The sequence below is a fragment of the Arthrobacter sp. ZGTC412 genome (genome assembly GCF_002929215.1).
Lineage (GTDB): Bacteria > Actinomycetota > Actinomycetes > Actinomycetales > Micrococcaceae > Arthrobacter.
In genome coordinates this window covers 1-14,621 of record NZ_PJII01000010.1, presented here as the reverse complement: position 1 = coordinate 14,621, position 14,621 = coordinate 1, and the positions used below count along the sequence as shown (strand labels likewise).

The following is a 14,621-nucleotide window of genomic DNA, read 5'->3' as shown; positions in this document are numbered from 1 at the left end:
CTTGCTTTAGGGGATCGGCGGAGTCGAAAAGTTATGCTGCTTGGCGGTATTAGCGACATCCGCGGGTTCATACATCACAATGAAGCTACGGTCCCGATGCCGGGAGTTGTGTAGATGGCGTAGCGCTGAGCGGAGCCGCAGATGAATCATAACGAGCGACTCGCACAGGCCGCAGCAGCGCTCCAAAAAACGGTTGACCACGGCGACTTTGATCACGCCCCAAGGGCAGCAGTGACCCTTGGGACGCTGCGGCTGGAACTTGGTGACCCCGCCGGAGCACAAAAAGCGTTCCAGATTGCGAAGGACAGCGGCCACCCCGAGTACGCACCACGAGGTGCGGTCCTCGTCGGGATAAGGCTGATGGAGGCTGGCGACTGGCAAGGAGCCCGCCGTGCGTATGAGCAGGCTATCGACAGTCGCCATCCCCATCATGCGCCTTCCGCTTGGGTCATGATGGGGATGCTCCTGGAAAAACAAGGAAATCCAGCTGAGGCGAACGAAGCATACCGGGCGGCCGTTGACAGTGGTAACCCAGAATATGCACCCTTGGCCGCGGTCGGACTGGGGTTACTCCTCCAAGGACAGGATGACGCCACCGGAGCCCAAGCGGCCTACCAAACAGCAATCGACAGCGGACATCCCGACCACGCACCCTTCGCGATGCTGCTCATAGGCGAGCACTTCACAGCGGATATACAGCACCGTTCCCACTTCCGCGAGAAGGCCGCGGGCTACGGAAACCCTGACGTACTCATGAGTCTCGCGGAGCTTTACATCGCCGAACGTGACGTACCAAGAGCGCGACAGCTGCTCCAACAGGCAGCGGTCCTGGGCAACAGTGTCGCCGCTCATTCGCTTCAGATATTCGGCCCGGACACCGCCACGGTAACCAGCGACATCGCATCTAAAGCAGTCTTAAAACTTGCCCAGGCGGGCGAGACCGACAGCATGAACATACTAGGACTTCATGCGGCCATCCGCGGAGACGTTGAAGAAGCACGCTCATGGTGGACAAAGTCTGCCAGCGAAAGGGACGTGATAGCCCCGCTGTTGCTTTCCCGCAACGGGGGTTAGGGGTTTCCGCATTCTGAGGATGCCCACAGGGAGCTTGCGCGGACGACGTGCTGACCACGGCTCAGGCTGCACCGCCAGCCGCCGCGCCTCCGTCGAGACGCTCAGAACCTGGCTGCAAGGGGAGGGGAATGCTGCTGAGCGCATCGACCGGCAACCAGTCCGTCGGGGTTGGGAAACCTGCAGCCGTGTACGGGGACCTGAGAGGGCACACGAATGCGTAAGCGGGAAGCTTATGCATTCAAGCCGTAAAAGCGCGCCCCGTTGTCGTAAAGGGCGAGACTCGCGTCGTCGGCAAGAACGTCCGCAACGAGTTCCAAGTCCGCTGGTTGAAACGGCACCCGGGCCCTCGTGCTGGGAAGATCAGTTCCAAACATCAGAGCTTCCGGGTTCTCTTGGTGGATTTCCCGGATAGTGGAAGCGACGTCAAGCTGGACCCTACCGAACCCCGTGGCCTTCACCCGTACGCCACCGGACACGAGGCGAATCAGCACGTCGCGATGCACAGCTGTCATGCCCAAGTGATCGATGCTCACCTTCGGAAGTGCTGTAATGACCGGTTCCAACTCGACCAGGTCATTTGCGTCCAGATAGAACTCGACGTGCATTCCTGCAACATCCCATGCTCGTCGCCCAAGGGACGAAACACTTTCCATTTCGGCGGAACCGCCCCGGTAGAGATTGAACCGAACGCCGCGGACCCCCGCTTCAGCGAGACGAAGAAGTTCGTCATCGCTTGTCGTCTCAGCAATATTGGCAACGCCCACGAACATCGGGCCAAGCGTTGCCAGCGCGTCGGTCAGATAGCTCTGGTCGAAGGCCTGGAATGAACCCGAAACCACAACACCGCCTGTAACTCCCAGATCCGAAACGGCGCGCAGATAATCCGTTGCCGTGAACTCGGGCGGCAGGTATCCGTTGTTTGGCACGAGCGGGAAGCGGGAATCGATGATGTGGAAATGGCTGTCGAAGATGTGTCGAGTCATTGTGGTTCCCCCGCTAAGTGGATTGTGTGCCCCAAATCCCTCATTCTGTCAGGTTGAGTTCGAGGCCTGCCCCAAAAGTAAGCCAGTACATACGACACCGTCCGTCAGACTGAGGTGTGCCCTAACTCGGCACAGGTTTGCTTCGTGCGGGCTTCTTCAGCGGACAGTCCCTAGTCGTGTGGGAGCCGTTGGGTCCACATTTGCCACTCGAAGGCAGAATTCAGTGCTCGCCAGCGCTATAACATCAACAGGATGAACCCGGCGACGGCGCAGGCTATAGCTACGCCTGTCAGGACCAGGCCCAGGACGGTGAGAGTGTTCTCGTTTCGGGGCGGTTCCAGGCGCCACCGGGAGGGGTGGCAGGTGTCGTAGTAGAGGTTAGTCATCTGTCCTGCTGTCAGCCCGGTGGCCTGTTCCCCGTGCAGTAAGCCCTGGCGCGAGGTGCCGGTGCTGTCGGTCCACAGCAGTGCCCGGTACTGGCCGGCGGTGACGATCTCGCTGTCCGTGCTTGTCCAAAGGCAGCGTCTCTTACCGATGATCCAGCCGGCGAGCAGCAGCGGCACGCCTGGTACGAACCCTACCCAGGTCATCAGTTCCAGGATGGGGCCCAGGAACTCCGCGGGGCTGGCCATGAAGTCGATCATATCGGCCCCCTCCCTCGGTCGGCTGGAGTCTCGATATAAAAGCCACGGTGTGGTTAGGATGAAAAGGTGACCTGCCGACAGCAAGCCGGCAGCAGCAACAGACCGTAGGGAGAACACCATGGGTTTGGATGACAAGATCAAAAACGCTGCAGAGAAGCTGGGCGGCAAGGGCAAGGAAACCGCAGGTAACGCCACAGGCGATGAGAGCCTGCGAGCCGAGGGCCAAGGCGACCAGGCCAAGGGCGACCTGAAGCAGGCCGGCGAAAAGGTCAAGGACGCCTTCAAAAAGGACTGAATCCGACTATAAGGAAAGGCGCCGCTCCGTAGGGGAGCGGCGCCTTTCTGCTGTGTGATGCTGGCTGTTAGGCGCTGGTGGCGTCCTGTACTTCGCCGACGAGTTCTTCGATGATGTCTTCCAGGAACAGCACCCCGGTGGTGTTGCCGTGGGCATCGAAGACCCGGGCGACGTGTGCCCCGGTGCGTCGCATCGTGGCCAGGGCATCCTCGAGCTCTGCTCCGCTGAAAGCCGAAGCGAGGCGGCGGATCCGCTTGGCCGGGACGGGGTGGGTGAACTTCTCCTCGGTGGTCAGGTCCATGACGTCCTTGAGGTGCAGGTAGCCGGAGGGGACACCGTCTCCATCGGTGAGGATGTAGCGGGAGTACCCGTGTTCCGCCACGGCCTGCTGGATGTCAGCCGGAGTCGCTGACTCGGGCAGGAGTACCATCTCCGAAATAGGCACTTCCACATCTGCCACGGTCTTGGCGGTGAACTCGAAGGCGGCGGTCAGAGTTCCGCTGGTGTCCGTGAGCATCCCGTCGCGGGTGGACTGCTCCACAATGTTCGCCACCTCGTCGAGGGTGTAGGCGCTGGTGGCCTCGTCCTTCGGTTCGACCTTGAACAAGCGCAGGACTGAGTTCGCTATTGCGTTCAGGGTCCAGATGACGGGCTTGAAGATGCGTGCGACCATGACCAGCGGCGGGGCCAGGATCAGGGCCGCCCGGGTGGGGACCGAGAAGGATATGTTCTTTGGGACCATTTCCCCGAGAACCACGTGCAGGAAGGTCACCAGCAGCAGCGCCGTGACGAACGCGATGATCCCAATCGCCTCGCCCGAGAGGGACGTCAACCCCAGCGGGATTTCCAGGAGGTGGTGGATGGCCGGTTCGGACACATTCAGGATCACCAGGGAACAGACCGTGATGCCCAGCTGGCTTGTGGCCAGCATCAGCGTCGCGTGCTCCATCGCCCACAGGGTGGTTTTCGCGGCCTTGCTGCCGGCCTCGGCCTTGGGCTCGATTTGGGAGCGGCGGGCGGAGATGACGGCAAACTCGGCGCCGACGAAGAAGGCGTTGACCACCAGGAGCACTACCAGCCAGATGATGCCGGGAAGATATTCACTCATGGGTCAGCTCCTGCGTCAGGTCATCAATGATGCGGTCATGGGCGCTCACGGGCGTTTTCTGCGAGTCTTCCGGGGTGAACCGGATCCGCTCGACGTGCGTACCCAGGACGCGCTCCACGCGGAGCGTGCCGCCGTCGATCTCCACTTCATCGCCAAGTTCCGGGATACGGTCCAGCTGGTCGGTGACGAAACCGGCCAGGGTGTCGTACTCCTCGCCGTCCGGCACGGCGATGCCGGTCCGGTCCAGCAGCTCATCCGGACGCAGGGAGGCATCAAAGGTGATGGAGCGCCCGGTCCTGACCACGCCGGTCCGGGCGCGGTCGTGTTCGTCCTCAAGCTCACCGACGATCTCTTCGACAAGGTCCTCAAGGGTCACGATGCCGGCGGTTCCGCCGTGCTCGTCCGAGACGATGGCCACCTGCAGACCCTGCTTGCGCAGCAGGACCAGAAGCGAGTCGACGCCCATGGATTCCGGCACACGCAACGGTTCGATCATCAACTCGGAGGCGGTGACGCTTGTCAGGTTTTCCAAGGCCACGGCGAAGGCCTGCTTCACGTGGAGCACACCCAGGACGTCGTCGCGGTCCTCCCCAATGACGGGGAACCGGGAGTAGCCGGTGGTAGTGGCAAGAGCGACGATCTCCTCGGCCGTGTCATCGGCGTTCACCGCCGTCATCCGCACACGGGGTGTCATGACGTCCGCTGCCGAGTGCTCCGAAAACCGCAGCGTGCGGTGCAGCAGCACCGCGTGGTCTGCGTCCAGGACGCCTTCCAACGCAGAGCGGCGTACCAGCGAGCTGAGCTCCTCGGCGCTGCGGGCGCCGGAGAGTTCTTCCTTCGGCTCAATGCCGAAGGACCGGATGATCCGGTTGGCGGTGTTGTTGAACAGCAGGATCACGGGTTTGAACACCGTGGTGAAGACGGTCTGGAACGGGACCACAAATTTGGCCGTAGCCAGGGGCAGGGCCAGTGCGAAGTTCTTGGGCACCAGCTCACCGATCACCATCGAGAAAACAGTGGCGAGGAAAATGCCGACGACGGAGCCAACCCCGGGAACCACAGCGTCGGGAAGCCCGGCGGCCTGCAACGGGCCGCTCAGCATGGAGCTGATGGCGGGCTCGAAGGTGTAGCCGGTGAGCAGGGTGGTGAGCGTGATGCCCAGCTGGGCGCCGGACAGGTGGGTCGAAGTGATCTTCAGCGCCTTGATGGTGCTGGTGAGGCGCTTTTCTCCGCGTGCCTGGCGGGCTTCAAGATCGTTGCGGTCCAGATTGACCAGCGCGAACTCGGAAGCAACAAAGAAACCGGTACCGACCGTGAGAACGAGGCCGATGCCGAGCATGATCCATTCATACATTCGGGCGCCCCTCTCCCGTGGTGGCCGGCGAGCCGGTCAGAAGGTGGAGGGGCTTGGGCATATGTGAAGGAGGGTCATCCATTATGCACCTCATTCTATCGGCCCCGGCCACACCGAACCCGGCCTCTATGCCCACAGCGGAGGGGCAAGCCAGCTGTACGTCGCTTACAGGAGAGTAGTCACGGCCAGGTGCAGCGCGATGCCGACGACTGCGCAGGTGCCAAGCACACGCAGGACGCCCCACTTGAAGGCGAAGATGAGGACGAAGCCAAGGACGGTGATGATGAGGGCGGGCACGCTCAGGGAACCAAGGTCGGGAACGTTAAGCGCGACTGGCCCCCAGGCTGATGCCGTGGTGCGTTCGAAGAGCGTGTGGAGGGCGAAGTAGACGGCGAGGTTGGCGATGACCCCGACAACGGCTGCGGTGATTCCGGTAAGTGCCGCCGAGAGCGAGCGGTTGTGCCGGAGCCGTTCAACGTAGGGTGCACCGAGGAGGATGAACAGGAAGCTGGGCACGAAGGTAACCCAGGTGGTCAGCAGTGCTGCAAGGACCGCCCCTCCCCAGGGCCCGAGGGGGCCGGGGTCACGGAACGCCCCAAGGAACGCGACGAACTGGACCACCATGATCAACGGCCCGGGGGTTGTCTCCGCCAGAGCCAGCCCCCGCGCCATCTCACCGGGGGTCAGCCACCCGTAGACGCTGACGGCCTGCTGCCCGACGTACGCCAGGACCGCGTAGGCCCCGCCGAAGGTCACGAGTGCCGCCCCTGAGAAAAACAGGCCCTGGTCGACGTACACGCTGCCGGTGCCGGTAAACACGGCCACCAGCACCACGGGCAACAGCCAAATAACCACTCCGGCCACGAGCACCAGGAGGGAGCGCCGTGTGGAGGGACGCTCGGTGTGAAGAGTGGCGTCGTCGATCAGCGGGGCCGGCCCGTCCGTCGCTTTTGCTTCCTTGGGTGCGGTGAGCTCGGGGTGGACGCGCCCGAAAGCCCAGCCGATGGCTGCGGCGGCGGCGATCACGATGGGGAAGGGGACTGCGAAGACGCTTAGCGCGATGAACGCGGCGGCAGCGAGGGCAACGAGGACGGGGTGGTTCAGGCCGCGTTTGGCGACGCGCATCAGCGCCTGCAGGACGATTGCGATCACGGCGGGGGCGAGTCCAAGAAAGAGGCCCTGAACCCAGACGGTGTCGCCGAAGGCGACGTAAACGGCGGACAGTGCGAGCAGCGCGGCGACGCCGGGGAGCACGAACAGGATCCCGGCAACAAGGGCGCCGCGGAATCCGTTGAGCAGCCACCCGACGTAGGTGGCCAGCTGCTGGGCCTCGGGGCCGGGAAGGAGTGTGCAGTAGGACAGCGCGAAGAGGAAACGCTGCTGGCTGATCCACCGCTTCTCGTCGACCAGTGCCCGCTGCATCACCGCGATCTGGCCCGCCGGCCCGCCAAAGGTTTGCAGCGAGATCGCGAACCAGACGCGGGTGGCTTCGCGGAGGGAGACCACGTCGCGGGTGACGGTCATGCGGGCACCGCTTGGGCTGTAACCATGGGTACAAGGTAGAAGCCAAAGGCACCTAGCGGGGAGCCGCCGGTCATATACCGTCACGCGCGCCAACATGCGGAAGCCGGGTACCAGGGCCATTCTGCGCCTGATACCCGGCTGTCCTTGGGGCTACGCCGGGGTGCCGGTCTTGTTCCTGCGGCGCAGGAAGTAGATCAGGCCTGCGAGGGCGGCAAGGAGGAGGACGGCGCCGATCACCCAGCCTGCCGGGTTGGCGGGTTCGGTTTGGGCAGCGGGATCAGTTGCGGCCTCGGTGGCTGCAGCTGAGGGCTCAGGTGCGGCGGCTGCGCGGGTTGATGCTGTTGCGCTGGCCGGGGGCGTAGCGGGCGAAGGTGCAGCAGAGGCGGCGGCTTCGGGGGTGTAGGTGAAGCTGAAGGTGCCTTCGATGGGGTGACCGTCGGCGGAGACTGCCCGCCATTGCACTGTGTGCTCGCCGTCGTGGTCGATCTCGGCTGCCGTGCTCAGCGTCGCCCCTTCTATGGTGACTTCGCCGTTGCTGATGACGTGGCCGTCAGGGGCGGTGACGGTGAGGATGTTTGATCCGGGGATCCCGGTGGTGGGCGGGTTGGTCAGGGTGATGGAGACCGTGCCGGGGTTGGTGGTGATGGTCTGCCCGTCGGTGGGGCTGGTGGAGGCCAGTGCGTCGTGGGCCTGGGCCGGGGCAACGCCAAGGAAGGCTGCAAGGGCGAGGGAAGCGGTCAGCGCGGCGGTGGTCCCAACGCGGGGGAGGGAGAAGGTCATGCGGGTGTCCTTTCAGGGACTGCCGGAAGCCTTTTAGGCCAGGCAAAGATGAGGGGTGTGGTCGCGTGTCCTGTGGCGGCGCTAGAGCACCGGCAGCAGGACCAAGGAGCTTGGCGGACCACGGGGCGCAGTAGTGCGGGTCCTGGGAGCCATTGGGGGCAGGGAAACCGCCCCCATTGCAGGGGTGTCTAAGACGGGCGGCAGCACGGCTGGCCGCAGCGGTTGGGTCAGTGGCAGGAGCCAGTCCCTTAGCTGCCACAGGGCGGCTTCGGCCCGGGCGAGGACCAGGACTGTCAGCGCCGTGGCCAGTACGTGGGCAACCGTCATCACCGTTGGGCTGAATCCTGAAGAGACCGCTTCAGTGACAGCAGCCGGGGCGGCGACGGCGCAGTCCGGGACCACCATGTCCTGGTGGTGGCTGTGAGCAGCGATGCCGGCCGGTCCGCAGTGAGGGACGGGGCCGGACAGGGCGTTGAAGGCTACGTGCAAAACCCCTTGGCCAGCGACAAGGATCCCGGCCAGGACAGGAAGGGACAACCTGCGGCGGGACAGAGCCGTGACAGGGGCCATGACCACGGCGGTGAGCAGGGCCATCAACGACACCGGAGGCAAGTGGCCGCCCGCACCCTGGTGAGCGACGGCCGCTATGCCGACGATCAGGGCGGTGACGACGCCGGCGCGGAGGAACTGCCAAAGACCATGCGTCTGGGTGGGTGCGGCGCGCTGCGGCAGGACGGTCAAGGGCATGCCGGGTCAGCTGTGGGTTGGTTCGCCGGTAATCCGGTGGTCCGCGTGGTTGAAGGTTTCGCGGATGAGCCGTACCAAGTGCCCGTCATGAAGGGAGTAGATCACGCGGCGGCCGTCCTTGCGCGTGTCCACCAGCCCGCTAAGGCGGAGTTTGGCCAGGTGCTGACTGACCACCGTCCGGGGCACCCCGGCGGCAGCGGTGAGCTCAGTGACGCTCTGCGGGCCTTGTGCGAGTTGCCATAGCAGGTGCAGACGGGTCGGTTCGGCCAGCATCCGCAGCGTACCGGCGGCGGTTTCCAGCAGCTCCGGTCCGGGGGTTACCGGGTGGACCAGTGAAGGGGTGTCAGGTGCGGGGCGGGGTGCGCCGTGGGGCTGGCTGCTCAACGCTCTGCTCCTTCCCTGTCGGTTCCGTGGCTCTGCAGTGTCGTGCCGGGGCCAGGAGGCGAATGCTCCTGCACTGCTTATCATCGCAACAATTGTCAGGGCCACCGCAGCCCAGCCCAAACCAGCGACCGCTCCCACCCAACCGGCCAGCGGATAAGTCAGGATGTAACAGGCGTGCGAGAGGGAAAACTGGGCCGTGAACACATACGGCCTGGTGTCCTCGGTGGAGGCATCACGCAACAGCCTCGCCGACGGTGTGAGGATTGTGGCGGTGGCCGCGCCGAGCAGGAACCACAGTCCCAGCAGCAGCCACCACCCGGTCCCGGGATCGCCGAGCAGGGTCAGCGCGGCCGCACCGGCCAGGACGAATGGGATGATTCCGGCGCCGGTAAGCATCACAGCCCGGTCCCCGAACCGGTCCAGGACCCGGGGCGCGGACAAGGCCACGATCATCGATCCCACACCGAAGCAGGCCAGCGCGAGGGCGAGGTCCGTGTCCGGCCGGTCCAGGACGTCCCGGACGTAGACGACGGTGTTCACCAGCACCAGCGCCGTCGGGGCCGCGACCACCAGATTCAGGGCCAGCAGGGACCGCAGCCGAGGGTTCTGCCAAAAAATTTTCGCCCCAAGAGTAGTCCGGTGCCAGAGCGAGGTCTGCGGCGCCGGGGCGGCCTGAACCTTTGGCAGGACGGTGATGGCGACCATAAAGGCGGAGAACAGGAACCCGGCAACGGTGCCGAGGAACAGGTTGTTGTAGCTGAGCACGGTCAGCAGCAGGGCCGCGGCCGCCGGGCTGACCAGGGCTTCCATGTCGTAAGCCAGCCGGGACAGCGACAACGCCCGGGTGTAGTCCCGCTCGTCGGTGAGGATGGTGGGGATCAGGGACTGGAACGCCGGCGTGAATGTGGCAGAAGCGGACTGGAGCAGGAAGATCACTACGTAGATCTGCCAGACGTCGGTGATGAACGGCAGGCACAGGGCCATCGCCGCCCGGACCAGGTCAGCACCGATCAGGACCCGCTTCTTGGGCCACCGGGCCACCAAGGCGTTAATCACCGGTGCCAAGCCAACGTAGGCGAACATCTTGATCGTCAGTGCCGTGCCCAGCACCGCGCCCGCGTTACTGCTTGCCAGGTCGTAGGCCAGCAGGCCAAGCGCAACGGTCAGCAGGCCGGTACCGATCAGCGCCACGATCTGCGCGGCAAAAAGCCTCCGGTACGTGACATCCCGCAAAACCGACAACATCCAGCCCAACCCCTTAAGTGCAAACGTGCGTGTATATGCACTTATAGCAGACTGGTAAGGGGTCAGCGGCTGCTTTGGGGTCCCGCCATGGCGGGCGATCTTTGATTGTTGCGATGCCCGTCCGGTCCATCCGCACGAACTCCTCCGGGTCAGGGCGATGCGCTTCACCTACGCCTCGATTTCCCTTGCTAGGCGGCGCAGTGGGTCGCGCGGATTAGTGAGTATTAGTGGTGACCAAGTCAGCGACGGGGAGCGGGGTGGCAGGTTGCGATCCGCTCACGGGTGGGACGACCCGTGGTTTGTCGTCGCCTGGCCTCAGGCGCCCATGCCGACGGAAAGGGACCAGAGGCCCGCGACGGTGAGCAGGACCATGAGTACGAGCATTGGGCCTTGGGACTTGAGTGCTTCCCTGTGCGTGCGGCCGAGTTCGAGGGCACGGTCGTGCGCCAATGCCAGCGCGACGACGTGTCCGATGACGATGGCCGCGACTTGGACTGCCCAGATGGTTTCGGCGGAGACGAGCTGGAAGTTGATGCGGTTGTTTGCTGTGCCGAAGAGATCCCAGCCCTGGCCGAAGGGGTCCGAGGCCAGTCGGACCAGATCCTGGCTTTGGAAGACGAACAGCGTGAAGTAGTGCGCGACAAAGTAGGCGAATGCGATCGGAATGAGCGAGTGCGCGAAGGCGCGGGCTGTGCGGCCGAGGCTCGTGTGCCGCCAGTCGGCGAAGCGTCCCGACAATGTGGAGAACAGCTCGTACGCGATGGCGAACGCGACCAGTGAGGCGAGGAGGCCGAATGTGCCGATGAGCACGCCGGCCTGGAAGTCGTCGAGACCGATGTCAATGAGGCGTTCGCTGGCAGCGACATCTCGTCTCTTCCAGAAGGGGCTCGTGGAGAGCCCGTCGTAGGTGACGGTGGCGATCAGTACCGCGATGAGGGCGACGACGCCGGGGGCGTTGCTCATTCGTGTGGCCGCGGTGAACGGCGGTCGAAAGCCGAGCTGACGGTATTTTCCTTTTCCGCGGACTTCGACCGGGGAGAGCAGCGCGAGGAGGCCGGTGTATACGGAGAACGCCTCGCCCGTCTCGAGCCAGGCGTCGATTCCCCAGCGCCACATCGCTGCCAGGGTTGCGATGGTGTAAACGGCGATCAGCACTGCGATGAGGCGAGGCTCGGCTGGTGCGGGGTAGACGAGCTCGAACCAGGCGAAGGCGAGGATCACGAAGGCGGCCGGCCATACGCCGCACCGCGCGGGAATTGGCCGGTCCGGCCGGGAGGTTGGAATGCGCACCAGGTGCGCGATCGTGGCTGCTGGATTGATCTCCCGCCACACGTTGCCGAATGCCGCGCTCAGCGGGACGAGCCCGATCCACCAGACCACGAACACGACGAGGGGTGAGATGTTGTTGCCGAGCAGTGTGGAGCCGGAGGCTGCGGCGGCGAACACGATGATGAACAGCGCCAGAACGACCAGGCGGAGTGTCCAGACCGTGACGGGTGCCAGCACCATCGATTCGAGTTGTCGGGGTGCTCGTCGCCATCCGTGGGTTGCCAGCTGTGGTCTGGTCCACCCGAATCCGAGCCCGATGAACGAAACGACGAGCACGATTGCTGCGACCCAAAAGAACGCCTCGATGGGGATCGGAGTGTCGGCTCGTCCTTGGACGCCGTGCGCGTAGGCGGGCATTGGGGTTACGACGATGATTGTTACGATCGCCGCGACGGCGAGCATGCGGCTACTGAGGGACATGGTCATTGGCCGCTCCCACTGTTGGCCGGCGCGTCGACCTTATAGACGGCGACCAACTCGCCCTTGATGCGCTCGTAGTAGAGCCGGGTTGGCAGGCCGATCGAGGAGTGCGCGCGCAGGTGCACCACGTCAAAATAGCGGAGGTTCGCCTCGGGCACGCGGAAGGTGAGCTTTTCCTCCCCTTCCACGGTGTCGTACGCATTCATGACGAGGATGGGCAGTTGTACTTCCGAGAGGACACCGTCGACGTAGTCGTAGGACTCGATGTTTGGTGGGGGCTGGATTTCGCTCAGGTCGGACGGTGAGAAGAGCCAGATGCCGACCCCGAGGAGTGCGGCAAGAGCGAACGCGCCGATGCTCGTGGGCCAGAACGCCCAAGGTTTGGTCGGCACGTCCTCGAGCAGCACGGCGGGGCCAGCGCCGGGAGATTTTCTCATTTTTGGTACCCGGGGTTTGGTTGCAGGGTGACGTCGGCGAGGACGGGATCATCGCCATCGGCGAGATCCAATTGCACACGCCAGCGCCCGTCGGCTTCGGCGATGACGTCACGCGCGATGAGCCCGCCTTGCTGGTCAAGTTGCACAGTGGCCGGCTGGGACCGGAGACCGAGCGCGAGGGAGCGCAGGGTCACCGTTGCGCTACCGGAACTGATGGCGCGCCGAAGCTTGTCCACGTCCTCATCCGGTCCCGTCAGCCCGATCCGCACCTCGTTCAGTCCCGCGGCGCCAGGTTCGACGACGACCGTTCCTTGCACGGCAGGATTGACAGAGACCATTGCTTCGACGCGTCGCTGTGGCTGTTGCAACTCATTGGCTGCCCCGACTGCGAAAAACAGGACCGCTGCCGCGACCGATGCGGTGATCGAGACCGCGAGTGGCACCCGGCGAACTGTGCGTCGTAGGAGGACGAACAGCGCGATGCACGCGATGCTGACCGCGACGGAGACGAGCGACCAGAGACCGAACCAGCTCCCTAGCGTCGCAGCGATGCCGTCACCACGCATGATGGAGGCGTGGGCATATGTCGCCCGCAGGCCGACAACGCCGCCGACAATCCCAACAAGGGCGGCGCCGACGATGACGCCCTCCCAGGGCACGCTGCCTGCGGCTGCAGTACTGTCGCCTCGTCCCAGGGCACGGCTCAATCGAACACCCCTGACGACGATAGCCAGCAATGCAAACAGAATGATCAGCGATGCGGCCAGCATGAGGCCACGAGCGAGGGCCGCGGTTGTCGCGGCGATGATCGCACCGTCGGCGTCAAGCATTCCTGCTCCCTGCGGCCTTCCTGGGGTCAATCGAATCCGAGCGTCGAGCCCTCGATTTCTTCGACGGAAACGACCCGGTCCACGCCGCCTTCCGTTCGGTAATACACACGGAACCCGAGCGAGGGAACACCGACGTGGGAGTTGTAGTGCGCCGGGTCGATGGCCTGAAGGTCTTCTTCCTTGATCTGGAAGGTCCGCTCGCCCTGGGCCGTCCGTAACACCAGCTCGGTGTCACTGGCAGACACTCCTCGCCCATCAACCTGCTGCAATCCGCTCGTGCCAGCGACGGCGCTGGTGTCAGCGCTGGCACTGGTGTTAGCACTGGCACTGGCCGCCGGTGCCGAGTTGGGGGTTGTATCGGCGGGGGAGTTGCAACCGGTGAGCAGGACGGCAGCCATAAGCACCGTCGTGGCACCGAGGAGCGGGCGCAGGCCCTGCTTGCAAACGAAGTAGGACCGCATTTTCATGCGTCGAACATAACATCGCCCCTGAAGGCGAACAATGACTTTTGACCCAGTTTGGTTAGCTTCGGTAGGCCCCGCAGCCCGCATCCCAGTTCTCAGTGCCCTATTTTCAGGCCGCCGCACAAGACATGCCGAAGCGGGGCCCCAGGGGTGAAGAGCATTCATGCGCTCTCACTCAGTGCCAGTAGGGACGCGATTGCTTTTGATGTGGGGTCATTGTGGGAGTTAAGACGCCAGGAAACCCTTGCGACAAAATCAGTAGGCGCAGCAGCAGTTCCACGTCGGGAAGCACGAATCATGGCTGCACTTACCTGCTTCCGATACAGACCCCACAGGAGTTCACTATGAAGCGGACAGGCAACTTCCATCCGTCGAGCCGCTAGTCGGTCAAAAGTAATTGGTCCAAAAGGGTCATGATGAGGCGATAACTTCACTCCTGCCTCCCCGCAGCCAGCAACCGGACACTGGTTCGAAGTATCCATTTCCAAACTTCCTCCTCTTGCAGGTACTTGATGCATTGTCAGGGATGGTCAAAAGGTGAGCGATTTCGCGGGCTGAAAAGTGAGCCACTTTGACGCTGGTAATTCCGCCGTATTCCGTCGCCGCACCGTTTCCTTCCATGATGCGGCCAGGTACATGAGAGGAACCTGAGACCGGCATAGGCTCTCATTGCATTGGGACGGTTCAGGTTGAATCCTTGGACTATGGTTCAACCGAATCCGTCGTCCGCCGCTGCGCTTCCGATGCGGGTACGAGAGAAAACACGGCGAAAGCGTGGGGTGCGGCGCGGACTCCGGTGGCAATCCACTGTGGCGGCGGTGGCCGTCGTCGCCGTCGCCATGCTGACCGGAGGGCTACTGCTGCTCCAGACACTGGAGTCGGCGCTCGTCTCCAGTACTGACAGCCTGCTACGGTCCAAGGTCCAGGACGTAGCGGTCCTGATTCAAAACGACCATGCCGAAGAAGCCACCCGGGCGGTCGCCGGCACCGTGAATAAAGACCC

Annotated in this window: 15 protein-coding genes and 1 pseudogene; 3 read left to right on the top strand and 13 right to left on the bottom strand. The window is 63.8% G+C overall.

Going from position 1 to position 14,621, the window contains the following annotated elements:
* Positions 1–141 precede the first annotated feature (141 nt).
* Positions 142–1,074, top strand: a complete 933-nt coding sequence (locus CXQ88_RS12605; RefSeq protein WP_104044505.1) for a tetratricopeptide repeat protein — start codon at positions 142–144, stop codon at positions 1,072–1,074.
* A gap of 230 nt (positions 1,075–1,304) precedes the next feature.
* Here CXQ88_RS12605 and CXQ88_RS12600 read toward each other — a convergent pair whose 3' ends face one another.
* Together CXQ88_RS12600 and CXQ88_RS12595 are read right to left on the bottom strand one after the other, a co-directional pair.
* A complete protein-coding gene (locus tag CXQ88_RS12600) occupies positions 1,305–2,057 on the bottom strand; it encodes an amidohydrolase family protein (RefSeq protein WP_104044504.1) in 753 nt (250 codons plus the stop codon).
* A 236-nt stretch (positions 2,058–2,293) separates the two neighbouring features.
* On the bottom strand, positions 2,294–2,701 hold the full coding sequence (locus tag CXQ88_RS12595) for a hypothetical protein (protein WP_258061847.1): 408 nt from the start codon (positions 2,699–2,701) through the stop codon (positions 2,294–2,296).
* A 118-nt stretch (positions 2,702–2,819) separates the two neighbouring features.
* Here CXQ88_RS12595 and CXQ88_RS12590 point away from each other — a divergent pair, with 118 nt between their 5' ends.
* Positions 2,820–2,996, top strand: coding sequence for a CsbD family protein (locus CXQ88_RS12590; protein WP_104044503.1), 177 nt, complete (start codon positions 2,820–2,822; stop codon positions 2,994–2,996).
* 67 nt (positions 2,997–3,063) lie between these two features.
* On the opposite strand, the gene CXQ88_RS12585 is transcribed toward CXQ88_RS12590, so the two are convergent.
* From CXQ88_RS12585 to CXQ88_RS12540, 11 genes and pseudogenes are all read right to left on the bottom strand, one after another.
* Positions 3,064–4,104: a hemolysin family protein gene (locus CXQ88_RS12585; RefSeq protein WP_104044502.1), complete on the bottom strand. Its 1,041-nt coding sequence runs from the start codon at positions 4,102–4,104 to the stop codon at positions 3,064–3,066.
* On the bottom strand, positions 4,097–5,458 hold the full coding sequence (locus CXQ88_RS12580; RefSeq protein WP_104044501.1) for a hemolysin family protein: 1,362 nt from the start codon (positions 5,456–5,458) through the stop codon (positions 4,097–4,099). The genes CXQ88_RS12585 and CXQ88_RS12580 overlap by 8 nt, the downstream gene beginning before the upstream one ends.
* Before the next feature lie 165 nt (positions 5,459–5,623).
* Positions 5,624–6,982 carry a chromate efflux transporter gene (gene chrA / locus CXQ88_RS12575; RefSeq protein WP_104044500.1) on the bottom strand — a complete coding sequence of 453 codons (1,359 nt, stop codon included), beginning with the start codon at positions 6,980–6,982 and terminating at the stop codon, positions 5,624–5,626.
* Between the two features lie 150 nt (positions 6,983–7,132).
* Positions 7,133–7,762, bottom strand: coding sequence for a copper resistance CopC family protein (locus tag CXQ88_RS12570; protein ID WP_104044499.1), 630 nt, complete (start codon positions 7,760–7,762; stop codon positions 7,133–7,135).
* 81 nt (positions 7,763–7,843) lie between these two features.
* Entirely contained in the window at positions 7,844–8,509 is a 666-nt protein-coding gene (locus tag CXQ88_RS12565) for a hypothetical protein (RefSeq protein ID WP_104044498.1), read from the bottom strand.
* A gap of 6 nt (positions 8,510–8,515) precedes the next feature.
* The gene (locus tag CXQ88_RS22370; protein ID WP_441296483.1) at positions 8,516–8,812 is read right to left on the bottom strand and encodes an ArsR/SmtB family transcription factor; all 297 of its coding nucleotides are present in this window, start codon (positions 8,810–8,812) and stop codon (positions 8,516–8,518) included.
* A 147-nt stretch (positions 8,813–8,959) separates the two neighbouring features.
* Positions 8,960–10,138 (bottom strand): annotated as a pseudogene (locus CXQ88_RS12560) (MFS transporter); the annotation flags it as partial.
* Between the two features lie 315 nt (positions 10,139–10,453).
* Positions 10,454–11,893 (bottom strand): hypothetical protein, encoded by a 1,440-nt coding sequence (locus CXQ88_RS12555; RefSeq protein WP_146069209.1) that lies wholly within the window; start codon positions 11,891–11,893, stop codon positions 10,454–10,456.
* Entirely contained in the window at positions 11,890–12,324 is a 435-nt protein-coding gene (locus CXQ88_RS12550; protein WP_146069208.1) for a hypothetical protein, read from the bottom strand. Before CXQ88_RS12550 ends, CXQ88_RS12555 begins: the two co-directional genes overlap by 4 nt.
* On the bottom strand, positions 12,321–13,154 hold the full coding sequence (locus CXQ88_RS12545) for a hypothetical protein (RefSeq protein ID WP_104044494.1): 834 nt from the start codon (positions 13,152–13,154) through the stop codon (positions 12,321–12,323). Before CXQ88_RS12545 ends, CXQ88_RS12550 begins: the two co-directional genes overlap by 4 nt.
* Positions 13,155–13,180: 26 nt before the next feature.
* The gene (locus tag CXQ88_RS12540; protein ID WP_104044493.1) at positions 13,181–13,621 is read right to left on the bottom strand and encodes a hypothetical protein; all 441 of its coding nucleotides are present in this window, start codon (positions 13,619–13,621) and stop codon (positions 13,181–13,183) included.
* Positions 13,622–14,322: 701 nt separating this feature from the next.
* Between CXQ88_RS12540 and CXQ88_RS12535 the strand changes: the two genes are divergently transcribed.
* A partial coding sequence (locus tag CXQ88_RS12535) for a hypothetical protein (RefSeq protein WP_373637765.1) occupies positions 14,323–14,621 on the top strand: 299 nt, incomplete at its 3' end.

Bases quoted from the DNA above. Each gene is read 5' to 3' on its own strand.
- CXQ88_RS12605 (WP_104044505.1), top strand. From the start codon at position 142: ATGAATCATAACGAGCGACTCGCACAGGCCGCAGCAGCGCTCCAAAAA.
- CXQ88_RS12580 (WP_104044501.1), bottom strand. From the start codon at position 5,458: ATGTATGAATGGATCATGCTCGGCATCGGCCTCGTTCTCACGGTCGGT.
- CXQ88_RS12550 (WP_146069208.1), bottom strand. From the start codon at position 12,324: ATGAGAAAATCTCCCGGCGCTGGCCCCGCCGTGCTGCTCGAGGACGTG.
- CXQ88_RS12565 (WP_104044498.1), bottom strand. From the start codon at position 8,509: ATGCCCTTGACCGTCCTGCCGCAGCGCGCCGCACCCACCCAGACGCAT.
- CXQ88_RS12555 (WP_146069209.1), bottom strand. From the start codon at position 11,893: ATGACCATGTCCCTCAGTAGCCGCATGCTCGCCGTCGCGGCGATCGTA.
- CXQ88_RS12570 (WP_104044499.1), bottom strand. From the start codon at position 7,762: ATGACCTTCTCCCTCCCCCGCGTTGGGACCACCGCCGCGCTGACCGCT.
- CXQ88_RS12595 (WP_258061847.1), bottom strand. From the start codon at position 2,701: ATGATCGACTTCATGGCCAGCCCCGCGGAGTTCCTGGGCCCCATCCTG.
- CXQ88_RS12600 (WP_104044504.1), bottom strand. From the start codon at position 2,057: ATGACTCGACACATCTTCGACAGCCATTTCCACATCATCGATTCCCGC.
- CXQ88_RS12545 (WP_104044494.1), bottom strand. From the start codon at position 13,154: ATGCTTGACGCCGACGGTGCGATCATCGCCGCGACAACCGCGGCCCTC.
- CXQ88_RS12585 (WP_104044502.1), bottom strand. From the start codon at position 4,104: ATGAGTGAATATCTTCCCGGCATCATCTGGCTGGTAGTGCTCCTGGTG.
- chrA (WP_104044500.1), bottom strand. From the start codon at position 6,982: ATGACCGTCACCCGCGACGTGGTCTCCCTCCGCGAAGCCACCCGCGTC.
- CXQ88_RS12540 (WP_104044493.1), bottom strand. From the start codon at position 13,621: ATGAAAATGCGGTCCTACTTCGTTTGCAAGCAGGGCCTGCGCCCGCTC.
- CXQ88_RS12590 (WP_104044503.1), top strand. From the start codon at position 2,820: ATGGGTTTGGATGACAAGATCAAAAACGCTGCAGAGAAGCTGGGCGGC.